Consider the following 18,140-nt stretch of genomic DNA (forward strand, 5'->3'; position numbering starts at 1 on the left):
CGGGTAGCCGCCGCGGGCCCGCGCTGCGGCGCGGTGCGCGGAGCCCGGACGCACGGCGGCGTGGTGCGCGGCGGGCGGGCGCGGGGCGGGCGGGCGGGCGGCGGCGCTCATGCGACGGCCGCGAGGTAGGCCCGGGCCCGCTGGCGCAGGGCGTCCAGGTCACCGCCGGACGCGGCGTCGCCGACCAGCGGGCCGCCGACGCCGACCGCGATCGCCCCGGCGCCGAAGTAGCCGGGCAGGTCGGCCAGGCCGACGCCGCCGACGGCGACGAACGGGATGTCCGGGAACGGGTCGCGCACCGCCTTCAGGTACGCCGGACCCCCCACCGACGCCGGGAACAGCTTGATCGCCGAGGCCCCCAACCGCATCGCGGTGTACGCCTCGGTCGGGGTGAACGCCCCGGCCGCGACCGGTAGCCCGCGCCGGGCCGCCTCGGCGATCGACTCGACCACCGCCGGCGTCACCACGAACTGCGCGCCGGCGGCGGCCACCTCGGCGACGTCGGCGACGGTGAGCACGGTGCCGGCGCCGACCAGGGATCCGGCCGGCGCGACCGCGCGCAGCGCCTCGACGGCGCGCGCCGCGTCCGGCGTGGTGAGGGCCACCTCCACGATCCGGACGCCCTCCTCCAGCAGTGCGGTGCCGGCGGCGATGGCGCCGGCGGTGTCGGTGCCCCGGATGACCGCGAGGATCCGGGCGGTGGCGAGTTCGGTGACGAGATTGACAGTCATGTGTTCACCATTCCGCATAGGAGCCGTCGGGGTGCCGCCAGGTGGGGCTGCGCCAGGCATGGCCGCGTTTGTCCGCCGTCCGGACGGCCGGTTCGTCGATCTCGATGCCGAGGCCGGGCGCGGTGAGCCGCTCGACGTACCCGTCGACGAAGGTCAGCGGGGTCTTGTCGAGGCAGTAGTCGAGCACCTCGGCGCCGAGGTTGTAGTGGATGCCGATGCTCTGTTCCTGGATCAGGTAGTTGGGTGTGGCAAAACCGACCTGCAGGCAGGACGCCAGGGCGATCGGGCCGAGCGGGCAGTGCGGGGCGAGCTGGACGTCGTACACCTCGGCCAGCGCGGCGATCTTGCGGACCTCGGTGATGCCGCCGGCGTGCGACAGGTCCGGCTGGGCGACCGCGATGCCGGCCTGCAGCACCGGGAGGAACTCCTGCCGGTTGTAGAGGCGTTCCCCGGTGGACACCGGCGTTGTCGTGGCGCGCACGAACTCGCCGATGAGGTGCGAGTTCTCCGGCACCACCGGTTCCTCCAGGAAGAACGGCCGGTACGGCTCGAGTAGCGGGGCGACCCGGCGGGCGGTGGCCAGGCTGAACCGGCCGTGGAAGTCGACCGCGACGTCCCGTTCGTCGCCGAGCACCTCGCGGGCGGCGGCCACCCGTTCGACCACACCGTCGAGCTCGGCGACCGAGCCGACCGGGCTCATCCGCCCGGACGCGTTCATCTTCACGGCGGTCAGCCCCGTCTCGACGGCGGCGCTGATCTGGTCGCGCACCTCGGCGGGCTCGTCGCCGCCGACCCAGCCGTAGACCCGGATCCGGTCGCGGACCGGCCCGCCGAGCAGCTGGTGCACCGGGGCGCCGTAGTGCTTGCCGGCGATGTCCCACAGCGCCTGGTCCAGCCCGGCGACGGCGCTGGCCAGGATCGGCCCGCCCCGGTAGAACGAGGCCTTCGTCAGGACCTGCCAGTGGTCCTCGATCCGCAGCGCGTCCCGGCCGATCAGCAGCTCGCTGAGCTGCTCGACGGCGGTGCGGACGGTCTCGGAGCGACCCTCGCAGGTCGCCTCGCCCCAGCCGACGATCCCGGCGGCCGTCTCGACCCGGACGAACAGCCACCGCGGCGCGACGAGGAACGTCTCCACCCGTGCGATCGTTGTCATGGCTTCCTCAGCCCTTCGTGGCGCCGGCGGTGAGCCCGGAGACGATGTACTTCTGCACGAACAGGGCGATCACCATGATCGGCAGGGTGACCACGGTGGCCGCGGCCATCAGGCCGCCCCAGTCGATGCTGGCGTACCCGACGAAGTCGAAGATCGCCACGGGCAGGGTCTTCGTGTCCGCGCCGGAGAGCACCAGGGCGAACATGAAGTTGTTCCAGGAGAAGATGAAGGACAGGATGCCGGCGGTGGCGATGCCGGGCACGGACAGCGGCAGGGTGATCCGCCGGAACGCGCCGATGTGGGTCAGCCCGTCGACCAACGCCGCCTCTTCCAGGTCCTCCGGCAGGCTGTCGAAGAAGCCCATCATGATGTAGACGATCAACGGCAGCGACACGAACATGTGGCTGAGGATCAGCACGGTGTACCCGCCGACCATCTGCAGGTTCGAGAAGACGTAGTACCAGGGCACCAGGAGCGACACGCCCGGGATGATCCGGGCCATGAGCACCACGAGCGCCGACTTCTTCATGTTGAACCGGCTCATCGAGTAGGCGGCGGGCACCCCGAGGACGAGCGAGAGCAGCGTGGCGGCGAACGCCACCCAGAGGCTGTTGCCGATGAACTGGACGTAGTTGGCCCGCTGGAGCACGTTGTCGTAGTTGTCCAGGGTGGGCGAGAAGACGAAGGCCTTGCCGGTGTCGTAGATGTCGACGTTGGTCTTGAACGACGCGGCGATCATCCAGAGCAGCGGCGCGATCAGCGCCAGCACCACGACGGCCAGGGCCACCGCCCGGAAGACCGTGAACGGCTTGCTCGGCTTCATCGGTCCAGCCCCTTCTTGCGGTAGGTCAGGGCCCACATCACCCCGATGATGATCAGGAAGAAGATGATGAGGACGGTCGATGAGACGCCGTAGTCGTTGTAGTCGAAGCTCAGCCCGTACGCGTAGACGTTGAGCGTCTCGACCTCGTGGAACGACCCGCCGCCGCGACCCTTGGTCGCGTAGAGGATGTCGAAGGTCTTCAGCGCGTCGATGCCGCGCAGCAGGATCGCGACGATCACGGTGGGCATCAGCAACGGCAGGGTGACGTGCCGGAACCGCTGCCAGGTGCTGGCGCCGTCGATGAGGGCGGCCTCCTGCGGCTCGTCGGACAGCGACGTGAGGCCGGCGAGCAGGATCAGCACCACCATCGGGGTCCACTGCCAGATGTCGATGAACATCGTGGTCGGCAGGGCGCTGCTCTGGCCGGACAGCCAGGGCTGCGGGCCGATGCCGACCCAGCTGAGCACCTGGTTGGCCATGCCGATGGTGGGGTCGAAGATCAGCCGCCACATCATGCCGACCGCCACCGGGGTGGCGACCAGCGGCAGCAGGATGGCGACCCGGACCCACCGCTCGCCGCGGAACGGCCGCCACAGCAGCAGGGCGATCGCCATGCCGAGCGCGACCTCGACGGCGAGCACGACGCCGGTGAACAGGACGGTGCGCCACACCGCCGGCCAGAACCGGTCGGTGTCGGCGAGCACGTCGAGGTAGTTCTGGAACCCGATGAACTCGCTCTCGGCGCGGACCGAACCCTCGGCGTCGGTGAGGCTGAGGTATCCGGTCCACGCCACCGGGAAGATGATCAGCACGGCGACGAACGCCATGGCAGGGGCCGCGAAGAGCCACTTGCGGTGCGCGTTGGCCCAGCGCGACCAGCCCGACTCGGCCGGGCCCGCGCCGGCCTGCGGCGATCTGGTGACGGGTGTGGTGACGGCTGACATGAGGTCTCCGAGTGCTCAGGGCCGGGACCCGGCGCGGGACGGCGGAGCCGGTCAGGCCCCGCCGTCCCGCGTCCGGGTTACTTCGCCTCGTCGTCGAGGAACTTCTGGAACGCCTCGTTCGCCGCGTCCGCCGAGGCGGCCGGGTCCTTGCCGGTGATCGCGTCGACGATCGGCTGGCCGACGATCTCACGCGCCTGGGCGACCTTCACGACCAGCGGACGGTCGTGGCCGATGCCGTTGGCGGTGCTGGCCGTGGTGGCCTCGGCGAGGTCCTTCGGGTAGGTCGCGATGGCCTGCGGGTTGGCCCAGACCGAGGCACGGGCGCCGGGGACGCCGGCCTCCTGCTGCGCCAGCGACTGCTCCTTGCCGGCTGCCCACTGGATGAACTTCCAGGCGTTGTCCTTGTTCTTCGACTGGTCGTTGATGCCGAGCGCCCAGGACGGGACGTTGTAGGGCTTCGAGCCGGCCGGGCCGGCCGGGAAGGCCGCGAAGCCGACGGTGTCGGAGATCTTCGACTTGGCCGGGTCGGTGGCGTTCTTGTAGAGCGAGTTGGCCTCGGTGTAGAAGGCCGCCTTGCCCTGGGTGAAGATGGCCATCGCCTCGGACCAGCTCATGTCGGTGCTGATGTTCTCCGGGCCGTGCTCGCGCAGCAGACCGCCGTAGTAGGCGTACGCCTGCTTGGCCTGCTCGGTGTTGACCGAGGCCTTGCCGTTGGCGTCGACGAAGTCACCGCCGAAGCTGTACAGGAAGCTGGAGAACTGGGTGACGGCGGCCGACTTGCCGGTGCGGGCCACGAAGCCGGCGACCCCCGGGTTGTCCGCCTCGACCTTGGCCGCCTGCGCCTTGAGCTCGTCCAGGCTCTTCGGCGGCGCGTCGAAGCCGGACTTCTTCAGCAGGTCCTTGCGGTAGTACAGCACCTCGGACTCGGTGATGATCGGCACGCCGACCACCTTGTCCTCGTACGTGGTGGCCTGCACCGGCCCGGCCTGGAAGTCGCTGAACTCGAAGGCACTGTCCGACTTGGACCGCTCGGTCAGGTCGGCCAGGTACTTGTTCTTGCCGAACTGCTTACCCTCCTGCAGCGGCCGGTACATCATCACGTCGAGGTCGCTGGACCCCGCGTTGAGCTTGACGTTGTACTGGTCGGAGAGCTGGTCCTCACCGAGCTGGGTGACCTCGACCTTGAGGCCGGTCTGCTTCTCGAACTCCGGCAGGGCCTTCTTGATGTTCTCGGTCCAGACGTGGTTCACCAGCGTCACGCGCAGGGTCTTCGAACCGCCGCTGTCCTCTCCGCCGCCGCAGGCGGCCAGGCCCATGGCGACCACCACGGCCAGAGACGTACCGATTATCGATCGACGTCGCACGTCATCTCTCCATTTCTCGTGGTCGCCGCCCCGGGGGAAGAGCGCCACAACGCTGTAACGTCCGCTTAAGCAGGGGATGCTAGGCCGAAAAAGCTGATTTATTCAAGGGGTTGACCCAACTGATACGATCCTTGGCGTGGAACCGTACTCCTCCGGGGTCGTCGGCACCCAGCCCGCTCCGGCCGAGGTCGGGCTGCACGCACGCGTCCTTGAACACCTCGGCACCGCCATCTGCGGCGGCGAGTTCGCCCCCGGGGCGGTCCTCAACATCGACGACCTGGTCGACCGGTACGAGGTCTCCCGCTCGGTGGTCCGGGAGGTGCTGCGTGTCCTGGCCTCGATCGGGTTCATCGAGACCCGCCGACGGGTCGGGGTGACGATCCGGCCCGCGCACGACTGGAACGTCTTCGACCCACAGGTGATCCGGTGGCGGCTGGCCTCGGCGAGCCGCCTCGCCCAGCTGCGGTCCATCACCGAGCTGCGCACCGCCATCGAGCCGCACGCCGCCCTGCTGGCCGCCAGCCGGGCCGGTCACGACGAGGCCAGCGACCTCGTCGGGCTGGCGGCGAAGATGTGGGCCGCCGGCAAGGCCGGCGACGAGGAGCGCTTCCTGCGGCTGGACATCGAATTCCACCGGCGGGTGCTGCTCGCCTCCGGCAACGAGATGTTCGTCCGCCTGCAGGACCTGGTCGCCGAGGTACTCACCGGCCGGCACAAGCACCACCTCATGCCGCACCACCCGCACGAGCAGGCGCTGCACCTGCACGCCGAGGTGGCCCAGGCCATCCAGCGGCACGACGGCGAACGCGCCCGGCGGGCCATGGTGGAACTCATGGAGCAGGCGTTCGAGGAGATGCGGTCGCTCTGGGAGCAGACGGCCGAGCCCGACCCGGTGCGCTGACCCGCCCCGGCGGGCTCCAGCGCCGCGCCGGACCGCCGGCCAGCAGTGGACCGGCCGCGCCGGTGGCGAGGCCGGTCGGGCCGGTCAGGCGGCGCCGCGCGGCGGCGGGCCGGTCAGGGCTCGCGGGGCACCGGCTGGGCCAGCGCGCCGATCTCGCGCGGCAGCTGCGCCAGCGCGCCCTCGAACTTCCGGTGCCCGACCACGCGGTGCAGGGTCTGCAGCACCGCCCGTACGCCCCGCTCGGCCGCCTCCGGCGGCTGCCCGGCGCGCTCGGCCACCCGCCGCAGGAACTCCTCGGGCCCGAACGCCTCGGGCTCCTCGGAGCGGGCCCGGGACAGCAGCGGGCGCAGCTCGTGCGCCACATGGTCGGCCAGGTCGGCCGCCTGGCCGCCGCTGATCCGCTCGCCGAGCGTACGCAGCGTGGCCTCGGTCAGCGAGCGCGCGGTGTCCGCCGGCACGCCCGCGCGGGCGGCCACCTTCTCGAAGAACTCCAACTCCGCCATGTCCGTCCCTTCCCGTCCGGGAGGCAGCGTGGCTACCCGCCCGGGCCGGCCGCAAACGGTCGGGTCACGCCCGGGCGCGCTCAGCCGACGACCGGGACGACCGCGACGCGCGCGGCGTGCACGGTCGGGTGGACCACCTCGGCGGCGACCGCGCGGGCGTACCGGGCGTGCGTGAGCCGGGCCGTCGCCTGCTCGCGGGTGAGGGGTTCGGGAACCAGCCGGTAGCCCGGCCCGGCCGCCGGCTCGGGCACGGTGCCGGAGCCGGCCGGTTCGGTTGCGGCGCCGGACCCGGCCGGCTCCGCCGCGGCGCCGAAGCCCGCCGGTGGCGCCAGGATCGCCCAGTCCAGCGTCGTGCCGGCGAGCGCGGGCAACTGCCGGGCGTGCGCCTCGGCGAACGGCGTGAGCCCCGGCGGGAACAGGGTCGGGTCGGCCATCACCGGCTGACCGGAGTCGAGCCGCAACGTGGCCGTCAGACCGACCGCGACGAGACGCCGGCGGGGGCGCTGCCAGACCGCGTCGACGCCACGGACGATGCCGGCGTAGTAGTCCAGGTCGAAGCCGTCGAACGAGGACGGCGGCGCGGTGAACGGCGTGACGGCCAGCACGACCGCGTCGGTGCCGCGCAGGCTCTCGGCCATCTCGTCGGGCCGCTGGGCGTCGCCCCGCAGCACGCGCAGCCGCGCATGGGTGGGCAGGTCGTGCCGGCTCGGCTCGCGGAGCACGGCGTCGACGTGCAGGCCCTGCTCGAGCAGGGCGGCGGTGATCGCGCGGCCGGCGCGGCCGGCGGCGCCGAAGACGGCGACCCGTCCCGGGAGTGACTCGGATGCGGTGGACATGCGCCGCACGGTAGCCGCCGCCCGGGTGGTCACCGCAACGTAACCAGTACGCTGGCTGCGTGAGCGGGACCGGTCCTCCCCTGCCGTCCTTCGATCCGGCCTGCCCGATGAGCGCGTTCCCGATCCAGATCGGCGGCAAGTGGACGGCCATGGTGGTGCTGTGCCTGGAGGGCGGCCCGCGACGGTTCGGCGTGCTGCGCCGCCACCTGCGGCCGATCAGCGCGAAGGTGCTCGGCGAGACGTTGACCGCCATGGGGCGGGACGGTCTGGTGCGGCGCCATCCGACCGACGGCGACGACGGCGGCGTGGCGTACGAGTTGACGCCGCTGGGCCGCACCCTGCTGGACGTGATCGAGCACGCGCGCGGCTGGGCCCGGCGCCACCACGGCGACCTGGCCCGGGCCCGGGACGCGTTCGACCGGGCCGACCCAACGCCGCCGACGGCGCCCATGACCGGCGGCGCGGCGCTGCCCGGTCCCTACCGGCGCTGAGCCGGCCCGCGTCGGTCCAGGCGGTCTGCTGGAGGCCGGCCGGCTGCGCGCGCCGCGGGCCGGGGTCGGGGCGGCGGCGCCGGCGGCTCAGGCCAGGGCGCGCGCCGCGCCGACGATCGCGGTCACCCCGATGCCGGCCCGGTCCATCTGCTGGGTCGGCGTCCCCGAGCCGGGCAGCCCGCGTACCGCCAGGTGGGCGACGCGGACCGGCTCGGCGAGGTCGGCCAGCGATTCGAGCACCGCCGAGCCGAGGCCGCCCTCCGGATAGTGGTCCTCGACCACCACGAGCCGGCCGCCGGTGGCGTGCACGGCGTCCAGCAGCCGCTGCCGGTCCACCGGTTTGATCGAGTACAGGTCGACGACCCGGGCGTCGATGCCTTCCCGGGCCAGCTCGTCGGCGGCGGCGAGGCAGGTGTGCACGGTCACCCCGGCGCCGACGAGCGCCACGTCGCCGCCCTCGCGGAGCAGTTTGCTGCCGCCGATCGGGAAGTCCTCGCCGTTGTCGTACAGCACCGGGTACGCGCCGCGGGTGGTGCGCAGGTAGCTGATCCCCTCCCGGTCGAGCAGCTGGGCGACCAGCGCGACGCAGGAGACCGCGTCGCTGGGGCAGAGCACCGTCGAGCCGGGCACGGCGCGCAGCGCGGCGAGGTCCTCCAGCCCCATCTGCGACGGGCCGTCCGGGCCGATCTCGACCCCGGCGTGCGAGCCGGCCAGCACGATGTCGGCCTGCGAGATCGCGGCCATCCGGATGAAGTCGTAGGCGCGGGAGAGGAACGCGGCGAAGGTCGCCGCGAACGGACGGTAGCCGCGCACCTGGAGGCCGACCGCGGCGGCGACCATCTGCTGCTCGGCGATGAACATCTCGAAGAACCGGTCCGGGTACGCCTCGCCGAACTTGTCGGCGCGGGTGGAGTCGCTGACCTCGCCGTCGAGGACGACCACGTCCGGCCGGCCGCCGAGGGCGCGCAGCGCGTCGCCGTACGCGTTGCGGACGGCGACCTTGTCCCCCTTGGCGTACGTCGGCAGGGTCGGTGCCGGGGCCGTGGGGGCGCCGGTGGGCGGGGCGGGCTCGGGTCGCGGCGCGCGGACCCGGATCCGGCGGTCCCCGCCCAGCGCGGTCACGGCCCGCTCGGCCAGGTCCGCCGGCAACGCCTTGCCGTGCCAGTCCGGACTGTCCTCGATCTCGGGCACCCCCTTGCCCTTGACGGTCCGGGCGAGCACCACGGTCGGCCCGGTCGCCGCCCGGGCCTGCCCCAGGGCCTCGTCGATGGCGCCCAGGTCATGGCCGTCGACCACGATGCCCCGGCAGCCGAACGCCTCGACCCGCCGCCGGTAGGTGTCCAGGTCCCACTCCAGCTCGGTCGCGCCGCGCTGGCCGAGCCGGTTGACGTCGACGATCGCCGTGAGGTTGCGCAGCCCGTAGTGGCCGGCCTTGTCCAGCGCCTCCCAGATGGAGCCCTCGGCCATCTCGCTGTCGCCGCAGAGCACCCAGACGTGGAACGGCAGCCGGTCCAGGTACCGCCCGGCCAGCGCGATGCCCACACCGGCCGGCAGCCCCTGGCCGAGCGAACCGGTGGCCACGTCCACCCAGGGCAGGACCGGGGTGGGGTGGCCCTGCAGGCGGGAGCCGGCCTGGCGGTAGGTGTCCAGCAGCTCCTGCTCGCTGATCGCGCCGACCGCCCGGAAGACCGCGTACAGCAGCGGCGACGCGTGGCCCTTGGAGAAGATCAGGTGGTCGTTGGCGCGGTTGCCCGGGAACGACCAGTCGTAGCGGAGGTGGCGGGAGATCAGCACCGCGAGCAGGTCGGCCGCGGAGAGGCTGGAGGTCGGGTGGCCGGACCCGGCCCGGGTGCTGCACCGGATCGCGTCCACCCGCAGCTGGGCGGCGAGCTCGGCCAGCCCGGCGAGTTCCTCGTCGCGCAGGGTGCGCTCCGCTTCCATGGTCACCGGGATCGCCTCCGTCCTCGCCCGGCCGGGGCCAGGTCGCCGCCGGTGGACCGGGCGGACCACCCGGAGCGGCGGCGGCGCTGGCCGCCTTGCGCACCTACCGTAGTCAGGGAGAGGAAGTTTTCTCCGGTAACTGGCTATTTGTCCACTCGGACGGACCGGCACCCGACCCCGGCGCCCGGCCGCCGGCCGCCCGCGACCGGGCCAGCAGGCACACCGCCACCGCCAGGTAGGGCAGCGCCGCCAGCGCGAAGGCGACCGCGTTGCCGGTGGCCCCGGCGACCAGGCCGTAACCGCCGTAGCAGGCGATCACGGTCAGGTCGGTGGCCATCCCGGCCACCGAGGTCACGGTCGCCCGCGCGGTGCCGGTGATCCGGGCCTGCAACCGCACGTCGGCCAGCACCGTGGCGAGCTGGAACGCGGCGAACGCCACCGCGAGCGGCAGGAAGCCCGCCGGATGCCCGACCAGGGCACCGGCCGCCAGCGCCACCGCGGCGAACACCAGCAGGCCGGCGTACCCGCCGGTGCGCAGCCGCTCCCCCGCCGGCGCGAGCAGCCCGCCCACGGTCATCCCGGCCCACAGCAGCAGGAGCAGCAGCGGCACGCTGGCCTCGCCCACGCCGGTGTCCCGGGCCAGCAGCCCGGTGTACTCGTCGAGGCCGCCCCAGACGGCGCTCACCGCCGGGACGAGCAGCAGCGCCCCGCGTACCCTCCGGTCGGCCCGGGCCTCGGCCACGCCGGCCCGCAGGCTGCCCAGCCAGCCGGGACCACCGTCCCCGGCCGCCGCCCCGGTCCCGCCGGCGCGGGCGGCCTGGGCGGTGGCGTCGGCGGCGGAATCGGCTCGGCCGGTGGGATCGGCGGCGGCGTCGGCGGACGCCGGGCGGTGTTCCGGGAACCGGGTCGCCACGGCGGCGGCGAGCAGGCACGCGCCGACGCTGGCCAGCGCGACCGCCCGGTACCCGCCGGCGGCGAAGACCGGACCGGCGAGGGCGCCCGCGCCCGCCGCGGCGGCCACCCCGGCGGTACGGGCCCGGCCGATCAGGCGGGCGTACCGGTCGGTGGCGCCGACCCGGTCGAGTTCGGTGAAGACCAGCGCCTCCAGGGCGCCGGAGCGCAGCGCCCCGCCCGCGCCCCAGAGCACGAAGCCGACGGCGAAGACCGGGTACGAGGGGACCAGCACCCAGAGCGCGAACGCGACGGCCGGCAGCAGCGGGGCCAGCCCGAGCAGCAGCCGCCGGGACACCGCGTCGGCCCAGGCGCCGGAGGGCACCTCGAGCGCCAGGCCGGTGGCCGACCAGAGCACGAAGAGCGTGGAGATCTGCCCGACCGACAGCCCGGCGTCGGCGAACAGCAGCGCGTACAGCGGATAGAGCAGGACGAAGTCGGTGAGGAACGCGTAGCCGTAGAGCGCGGCCGCCAGCGGCCGGGTCCCGGGCGCGCGCGCCGGAATAATGATCATGAGGCCTTCCCACGAGGACGCGACGGACACCGGAGGTGCGGTGTCCGTGGCGGCCCGCGGCCACGGCCGTCAGGGCAGGATCAACATCGCCAGGTCATGCGCCGATGCTATCCGGCACGCGGCCGGTCCGGGTGCCCCGGCGGCGGGCATCGGCCGGCGAGGTGCACCGGCGACGGCATCGCCCGGCGCGGTGTACCGGCAGCGGGCATCGGCCGGCGCGGGTGGGCGGCGCCGGAACGCGCAGCGGGGTGGGACCCGGTGTCGGTTCCCACCCCGCTGCGTCGATCCGGTGGCTCAGCGGCGGAACTTCTCCACGTCCGCCGCCGGGATGACCATGGTGGCCTCGCTGTCCGCCGCCTGCTCGGCGGTGGGCTGGCGCGGCGCGGTCGTGGGCTGGGTGCGCTCCGCCTCGGCGTACGGGGCGACCGGCTGGGTGGCCTCCGCCGGCCCGTACGCCGGGACCGGCTGGGTGCGGTCGGCCTCGGCGTCCCGCGCCACCGGCTGGGTGCGGTCGGCCTCGGCGTCCCGCGCCACCGGCTGGGTCAGGTCCGACCCGGCGTACGGGTCGGGCCGGCTCAGCCGCGCCTCGACGTCGCGCCGACCGGCCTGGTAGGCGCGGGCGTGGGTGGCGATGGTGCGGGACTCCTCCTCGGCGCGGGTCAGCCAGTTCTCCCAGCGGCTCTGCATCGGACGGACCAACCCACCGCCGACGCCGACGACCAGGATGCCGCCCACGGTGGCCAGGACGGCGATCAGCACCGGGGTGGTGACCGCGGTGGCGACGCCGATCTGGTTGAGCGCGGCGATGATGCCCAGACCGAGGATGAAGACGGAGGCGATGTTGGCCAGGATCCGGCCGTAGGAGAGGCCACCGAGCGCGCTGGAGATGATGTCCTTGACGGCCTTGGCGATGGCCGCGGCCACCACCACGATGACGATGGCCACGAACGCCCGGGGCAGCCAGGCGATGACCCCGGCGATCAGGTCCGAGATCGGGTTCGGACCCCAGATGCCGAAGGCGAGCTGGAGGGTGACCAGCAGCACGGCGTAGTACGCCAGCTTCGCGACGATGTCGCTGGCGTCGTAGCGGGAGCGGGCCAGGGCGGTCTTGATGCCGCCGCGCTCCACGGCGCGGTCGAAGTGCACCCGCTCCAGGACCGCGTCGACCAGCTTCCGGACGGCCTTGGCGATCAGCCAGCCGACCACCAGGATCGCGATGAAGGCGACGGCCTTGGGCAGGAACAGCATCACCGAGCGGAACGCGTCGCCCACCGCGTCGCCGAAGTTGTCTTTCATCGAAGGGCCTCCACGCAGAGGTTCAGGTCGGTCCGCCTGGACCTACCCGGACCGCCCGTCCGGAAAACCCCGGTCAGCCCCCGGCGCAGCGGTACGCCACCTGCGTGCCGGCCTGCAGCGGGGACGGCTCGATGAGGTTGACGGTGGCGGTCTCGGTGGTGGCACCCACCCCGCTGAACGTCCACTTGAGCGTCAACGTCACCGTCCGCTCGCCCCGGCCGACCCGCTCGCTGAGCAGCGCGCCCGGTGGCGCGTCCGAACGGAACCACTGGTAGCGGATGACCCCGCCCCGGCCGTTCGTGTGCACCGTGGCCACCACGTCGACGGTGACGTCGCAGCGCTCGCCGGCCGGCCGCGGCACCGCCACCGTGACGCCCTCGACCTCCAGCGGGCTGAGCCGCTGCCACAGGTAGAGCGCGACCACCAGCAGCAGCGCGGCGGTGAGCAGGCTGGACAGCACCGAGACCAGCCGGCGCCACCGCGGCCGGGGGCGGCGCGCCGGGATCTCGGCCGGCCAGGGCGGGGCGGGCGGCGGCGTGGCCGGTACCCCGGGTCCGAAGCGCAGCTCGCCGGACGCCGGCCGGGCCGGGTCACCCGCCGTCCGGGCCGCGGCCGCTCCCCCGTGGTACGCGCCCGTCGTCCCGCCGTAACCGGTGGCCGGCCCGGTGCCCTGGGTCGGCACGCCCGCGCCGGTGACCGGGCCGGCGGGCCAGGTGCCGCCCGGCACCCCGCCGACCTGGGTGGGGTTGCCCGCGCCGGTGACCGGGCCGGCGGGCAGGGTCATCCCCGACGCTCCGCCGATGCTGCCGGAGCCGGCCCCGAACTGTCCGAACGGCACCGTCCGGTCCGGCGCGGCGAGGGACCGGTTCGCATCCGACCCGGCGAGGTGCACCGTCGCGTCCGACGCCGCGAGATGCGCGGTCGTATCCGACCCGGCGAGGTGCACGGTCGCATCCGACGCCGCGAGATGCGCGGTCGTATCCGACCCGGCGAGGTGCACCGTCGCCTCCGACGCCGCGAGATGCACCGTCGCATCCGACGCGGCGAGGCGCACGGTCGCGTCGGTGGCGGGCCGGGGCACGGCGGGTTCGACACCGCCGGCCGGCAGGGTGCGGTCGAGGTCGACGGTCGCCGACGGGTCGACCGGCAGCGCGCGGGTGGGCAGCGCCTCGGTGGGGTCGTCCGGCCGGGTCACCCGAGCCGTCCCCGGGCGGTGGTGACGGTGTGGACATCGGTCACGTCGTGACTCCTAACCGATGGGGCAGTCTGCGTAGAGCGTCACGTAGGCCGGGCTGGCCGAGGTGGCGGTGTTGCCGGCGGCGTCGACGGCGGTGACCTGGATCAGGAGGCGGCTGCTCTTCGCGGGTTTCGGCAGCGGCCCGAGCGTGCCCTGGAACCCTCCCCGCCCGACCGGACTCATCGCGACGGTCGAGCTGCTGCCCGCCAGGGCATAGCGGAAGGTCACCTTCAGCGCGGCCGGGCCGGTGCGGTCGTCGGTGGCCGTCACGCTGATCGTGCTGGTCCGGTAGCCGTAGGGGCAGCCGTCCGGGACCAGCTCGCCGGGGTCGCCGCCGACGGCGCCGACGACCGGTGCGGTGACGTCCGGCGGGGGCGGCGGCGAGGTGCTGGTCGTCGGGGTCGGCGCGGGGGCGCTGGTGCGGACCGTCGACGCGGTGGGCGCGGCGGAACCGGTGCGGGTGGGGGTGCCGCCCGGGGTGGCCGGCGGGGTGCCGGTCGCCGACAGGCTGGGGGCCGGGGTCGACGCCGGGACGGCCGTCGGGCCGGTGGCCGGTGGGCCGCTCGGGGCCGGACCGGCCGATCCGGGTGGTCCGGCCGCGCCGGCCGCGCCGGCGGGATCGTCGTGCGCGGCGTAGCGGTAGCCGGCGCCGCCGACCAGCAGGGCCGCGACGAGCGCGCCGCCGACCAGCGCCGTCCGCTTTCGGCCACGGTGGACCAGGCCCCGGCGCGGCGGGGCACCACCCGGGTCCGCGCCGAGCACACTGCTGGCCAGGCTGGTGGCGCCGGAGCTGCCGTCCGGGAACGGCCACAGCGCGGCGAGCAGGGCGGCCCGGCGGGCCAGCTCGCGCAGGCCGCGTTCCTCCCACTCCGGCCCGTACGCCTCGCCGGCCGTCTGGTCGAGGACGGCCAGGAACACCTGGGCGGGCTGCGGGCGGTCGCCGGGCTGCTTGGCCATGCCGTGCCGGAGCAGGTCGTGCACCGGCACCGGGGCCGGATCGGTCGGGATCGGCGCGGACGCGTGCTGCTCGCGCAGGGTGAGCAGGTCCCGTCCCTGGTACGGCGGCCGGCCGGTGAGGCACTCGAAGAAGGTGGCGGTCGCGGCGTAGATGTCGCAGGCCGGGCTGGCCGGGGCGCCGGTCCACTGCTCGGGGGCCATGTAACGGGGGGTGCCGGAGACCGTCGTGCCGGTGCCCTGCCCGATCGGCACGGCGATGCCGAAGTCGGCGAGCTTGCTCAGCCCGTCGCCGGTGACCAGCACGTTCTCCGGCTTGTAGTCGCGGTGCACGACGCCGTGGGCGTGCGCGGCGGCGAGGCCGGCGAGGGAGCCCTTGAGTACGCAGAGCGCCGATTCCGGCGTGGTCGGGCCGTGTGCCCGCAGCATCTGCCGCAGCGACACCCCGTTGACCAGTTCCATCACGATGGCCGCGCCGTCGGCGGACTCGACGTACTCGTAGAGCCGGGAGACGTGCGGGTCGTCGATGGCGCCGAGGAGCCGGGCCTCCTCCCGGAAGGCGGTCCGGAACGACGGGTCGTCGCCGATGTCGCGCACCAGGTACTTGATGGCGACGGGGGTGCCGGTCGGGTCGTGGGTGGCGAGCACGACGCTGCCCGACGCGCCGGCGCCGAGCTGACGCACCGGTGTGTAACCGGACAGCTGCCACCCGCTCATGCGAGGAACTCCACGGCGATCCAGGGGCGGGTGTCGGCGTCCGCCTCGCCGATCATTCTGGCCGCCGGCGAGGCGCCGGCCATCGGCGCATCGGGTGTTTCCGGCGGCCGGACGTCGACGCTCGCGCGAGGACGCCGGCCCGGTCCGGGATCGGTCGCGCACGGGCCCGGCGGCGGGCCCGGGGCATGGTCGGTAACGGACACTCCGCCACTGGTAGCAGACGCCGGCAACCCCGCGGTCGGCTGACCGCGACCGGGCCACCCGCCCGGCCGGGCGACGCTCGCCGCGACCGGCCGGGCGCTCGGCTACTGTGCTGCGGTGAGCAGCGCAGCGACGGCGGCCGGAGCCGCCCCCGAGCGTCGACGGTCGCCGATGACGACCAGCCGGCGGCTGAGCGTGATGATGCTTGCCATGACCGTCCTGGTGCTCGCCGGCGGCGGGGTGGGTGCGGCGGCGCTCGCGCACACGGCCGCGGTCTCCAACCGGTTGGCCGACCGGATCGCGCCGGCACGCACCGCGGTGAGCCGGCTGGAGAGCGGCCTGCTGGAGCAGGTGGCGGCCGTGCGCGGGTACGTCATCACCGGCAACCCGGCGCTGCTCGGCCCGTACGAGCAGGGGGTGGTCGAGGAGCGGGCCACCGCGCAGCGGGTCCGCGCGCTGCTCGCGGACGAGCCGGCGGCGCGCCGGGACCTGGACGCGGCGCTCGCGCTGGCCGACCGCTGGCGGGCCGACTTCCCCGCCCGGCTGATCGCCGCCCGGCAGGGCGGCGCGACGGCGGCGGAGCTGGCCCCGGTGGTGGAGCGCGGCGGGCTCGCCTTCGAGGTGGCCCGCCGGGCGTTGACCGCGCTGGAGGCCCGGTTGGACCGGGTGCAGGCGGCCGGCCGGGCCGACCTGGACGACGCCCGGGCCCTGCGCGACCTGCTCTTCGTATCGATCCTGGCGGCGCTGCTGCTGTCCAGCGTGGTCATCGCGGCGCTGGTCCGGGTGACCGTGCTGCGCCCACTGAGCGGGCTCGGCGCCTCGGTGCGGCGGGTCGCCGGGGGTGACTTCGACCACCGGCTCACCGCCGAGGGGCCGGCCGACATCGCCCGGCTGACCGCCGACGTGGAGACCATGCGGCAGCGCGTGGTCGACGCGTTGAAGACCAGCCGGCGGCACCGGGACGCGCTGGAGGAGCAGGCCGCGGAGCTGCGCCGGTCCAACGAGGACCTGGAGCAGTTCGCCTACGTGGCCTCGCACGACCTGCAGGAGCCGCTGCGCAAGGTGGCGTCGTTCTGCCAGATGCTCCAGCGCCGCTACGGCGAACAGCTCGACGACCGGGCCCGCCAGTACATCGGCTACGCGGTGGACGGGGCGACCCGGATGCAGAACCTGATCAACGACCTGCTGGCGTTCTCCCGGATCGGCCGGGTGTACAGCGACGACCGCGAGGTGAACCTGGCCGAGGTGCTGGCCCAGGCCGAGTCGAACCTGTCCGGGCCGATCGCCGAGGCGGGCGCCGAGGTCGTCGCGGATCCGCTGCCGGTGGTGCACGGCGATCCGACCCTGCTGACCATGCTGTGGCAGAACCTGCTCGGCAACGCGGTGAAGTTCCGCCGCCCCGGCCGGGTGCCCCGGATCCGGGTGGAGGCGGTCGAGGAGGAGGCCGGCTGGACGTTCGCGGTGGCCGACAACGGCATCGGCATCGAGCCGCGGTACGCCGACAAGATCTTCCTGATCTTCCAGCGGCTGCACCCCCGAGGCACGTACGACGGCACCGGGATCGGGCTGGCGATCTGCAAGAAGATCGTCGAGTACCACGGCGGCACGCTGCGCCTGGACGACGGGTACGCCGAGGGGGCCCGGTTCGTCTTCACGCTGCCGAAGCCGGCGGCGCCGGTGAGCGTGCCGGCGCAGGCGGGCGTGCCGGCGCAGGCGGGCGAGCCGGCGCCGGTGGCCCCGGTCTGAGCGGTGGGGCCACCGGTGCCGCCCGCTCAGCCGGCCGGCCGCTCCCGGTCGGCGGCCCGCCCGAGGGCGACCATCCGCAGCGTCTCCTCGCGGCGGCGGACCAGCAGCACCCCGGCCAGGAAGGTCACCAGGGGCGCCAGCACCAACACCGCCCACTGCGCCGGCACCAGCGGGATCGGGTGTCCCATGTGCACCGTGGAGGTCGCCCACCCGGCCAGCGTGCCCTGGATGACCAGGGCCAGCGCGGCGACCGGGGCGAGCAGGACGGCGACCCGGCGGCGGACCGGCGCGGCGAGGGTGGCCAGGGCCGCCAGCGCGGCCAGTCCGGCGGCGGCGAACCCGGCGACGTAGAGCCACAGCGCCAGCGAGGTGCCGGCCTCCAGGTCGATGTCCGCCGACAGCCGCACGAACGAGACGGTCCCGGTGGTCTCGGTGAAGCCCGGCCGGTTGACCCGGTTAAGTTCGAGCAGGGCCACCGTCGACAGGGCGGCGAGCACCAGCGCCACCAGGCGGCCCGGACCGAGCACCGCCACCGCCCGCCGGGCTGGCGCGGGGACGGTGAGCGCGGCGGCCGCCACGAGGGCGAGCGCGAACTGGGGCAGGGTGTCCACCACGTAGCTCGGCTGGTCCACGACGCCCGGCCCGACCAGTATCAGCCAGGCGGCCACCCCGGCCCAGGCCAGCCCGGCCGCGACGCGGCGCAGCCCGGCCAGCGCGGCGAGCGCGACGGCCGCCCAGCCGGCGACCCGCAGCCAGTCCACCGCGTCCGGGCCGCCCGGCCGGTACGGCGGCGGCAGCGACGGGGCCGGCAGTGCCTGGTCGAGCAGGCCCTTGGTG

Annotated in this window: 16 protein-coding genes; 3 read left to right on the forward strand and 13 right to left on the reverse strand. The window is 74.4% G+C overall.

All coding sequences use genetic code 11. The features are described 5' to 3' along the window. Positions 1–107: 107 nt before the first annotated feature. The 5 genes from LQ51_RS08695 to LQ51_RS08715 all read right to left on the reverse strand — a co-directional run bounded on the left by LQ51_RS08695 (position 108) and on the right by LQ51_RS08715 (position 5,015). Positions 108–731: a bifunctional 4-hydroxy-2-oxoglutarate aldolase/2-dehydro-3-deoxy-phosphogluconate aldolase gene (locus tag LQ51_RS08695; protein WP_046564188.1), complete on the reverse strand. Its 624-nt coding sequence runs from the start codon at positions 729–731 to the stop codon at positions 108–110. Between the two features lie 4 nt (positions 732–735). Next, positions 736–1,884: a galactonate dehydratase gene (dgoD, locus tag LQ51_RS08700; protein WP_046564189.1), complete on the reverse strand. Its 1,149-nt coding sequence runs from the start codon at positions 1,882–1,884 to the stop codon at positions 736–738. Positions 1,885–1,891: 7 nt separating this feature from the next. Next, on the reverse strand, positions 1,892–2,707 hold the full coding sequence (locus LQ51_RS08705) for a carbohydrate ABC transporter permease (RefSeq protein ID WP_046564190.1): 816 nt from the start codon (positions 2,705–2,707) through the stop codon (positions 1,892–1,894). Beyond that, the gene (locus LQ51_RS08710; protein WP_046564191.1) at positions 2,704–3,651 is read right to left on the reverse strand and encodes a carbohydrate ABC transporter permease; all 948 of its coding nucleotides are present in this window, start codon (positions 3,649–3,651) and stop codon (positions 2,704–2,706) included. The genes LQ51_RS08705 and LQ51_RS08710 overlap by 4 nt, the downstream gene beginning before the upstream one ends. Before the next feature lie 77 nt (positions 3,652–3,728). Further along, positions 3,729–5,015, reverse strand: a complete 1,287-nt coding sequence (locus tag LQ51_RS08715; RefSeq protein WP_046564192.1) for an ABC transporter substrate-binding protein — start codon at positions 5,013–5,015, stop codon at positions 3,729–3,731. Between the two features lie 136 nt (positions 5,016–5,151). Here LQ51_RS08715 and LQ51_RS08720 point away from each other — a divergent pair, with 136 nt between their 5' ends. Next, positions 5,152–5,916 (forward strand): FadR/GntR family transcriptional regulator, encoded by a 765-nt coding sequence (locus LQ51_RS08720; RefSeq protein ID WP_046564193.1) that lies wholly within the window; start codon positions 5,152–5,154, stop codon positions 5,914–5,916. Positions 5,917–6,029: 113 nt separating this feature from the next. Here the strand turns inward: LQ51_RS08720 and LQ51_RS08725 are convergent, their stop codons facing one another. Next, complete coding sequence (locus LQ51_RS08725) at positions 6,030–6,419, reverse strand: DUF2267 domain-containing protein (RefSeq protein ID WP_046564194.1); 390 nt, start codon at positions 6,417–6,419, stop codon at positions 6,030–6,032. A gap of 80 nt (positions 6,420–6,499) precedes the next feature. Continuing rightward, a complete protein-coding gene (locus tag LQ51_RS08730) occupies positions 6,500–7,255 on the reverse strand; it encodes an NAD(P)-dependent oxidoreductase (RefSeq protein WP_046564202.1) in 756 nt (251 codons plus the stop codon). A gap of 59 nt (positions 7,256–7,314) precedes the next feature. On the opposite strand from LQ51_RS08730, the gene LQ51_RS08735 reads away from it, so the two are divergent. Next, positions 7,315–7,746: a winged helix-turn-helix transcriptional regulator gene (locus tag LQ51_RS08735; protein ID WP_231605602.1), complete on the forward strand. Its 432-nt coding sequence runs from the start codon at positions 7,315–7,317 to the stop codon at positions 7,744–7,746. Between the two features lie 87 nt (positions 7,747–7,833). On the opposite strand, the gene LQ51_RS08740 is transcribed toward LQ51_RS08735, so the two are convergent. The 5 genes from LQ51_RS08740 to LQ51_RS08760 form a co-directional block, all read right to left on the reverse strand. After that, positions 7,834–9,687 carry a transketolase gene (locus LQ51_RS08740; RefSeq protein WP_046564196.1) on the reverse strand — a complete coding sequence of 618 codons (1,854 nt, stop codon included), beginning with the start codon at positions 9,685–9,687 and terminating at the stop codon, positions 7,834–7,836. Positions 9,688–9,799: 112 nt separating this feature from the next. After that, complete coding sequence (locus LQ51_RS08745) at positions 9,800–11,152, reverse strand: MFS transporter (RefSeq protein WP_082159327.1); 1,353 nt, start codon at positions 11,150–11,152, stop codon at positions 9,800–9,802. A 294-nt stretch (positions 11,153–11,446) separates the two neighbouring features. Continuing rightward, entirely contained in the window at positions 11,447–12,448 is a 1,002-nt protein-coding gene (locus LQ51_RS08750; RefSeq protein ID WP_046564197.1) for a mechanosensitive ion channel family protein, read from the reverse strand. A 73-nt stretch (positions 12,449–12,521) separates the two neighbouring features. After that, on the reverse strand, positions 12,522–13,643 hold the full coding sequence (locus tag LQ51_RS08755; protein ID WP_046564198.1) for a hypothetical protein: 1,122 nt from the start codon (positions 13,641–13,643) through the stop codon (positions 12,522–12,524). 54 nt (positions 13,644–13,697) lie between these two features. After that, complete coding sequence (locus LQ51_RS08760; protein ID WP_046564199.1) at positions 13,698–15,356, reverse strand: serine/threonine-protein kinase; 1,659 nt, start codon at positions 15,354–15,356, stop codon at positions 13,698–13,700. Positions 15,357–15,767: 411 nt separating this feature from the next. On the opposite strand from LQ51_RS08760, the gene LQ51_RS08765 reads away from it, so the two are divergent. After that, positions 15,768–17,303, forward strand: a complete 1,536-nt coding sequence (locus tag LQ51_RS08765; protein ID WP_231605604.1) for a sensor histidine kinase — start codon at positions 15,768–15,770, stop codon at positions 17,301–17,303. Between the two features lie 26 nt (positions 17,304–17,329). Here the strand turns inward: LQ51_RS08765 and LQ51_RS33350 are convergent. After that, the coding region (locus tag LQ51_RS33350) for a hypothetical protein (protein WP_046564201.1) at positions 17,330–18,140 on the reverse strand (811 nt) is incomplete at its 5' end.

The sequence above is a fragment of the Micromonospora sp. HK10 genome, from assembly GCF_000982955.1.
Classification (GTDB): domain Bacteria; phylum Actinomycetota; class Actinomycetes; order Mycobacteriales; family Micromonosporaceae; genus Micromonospora.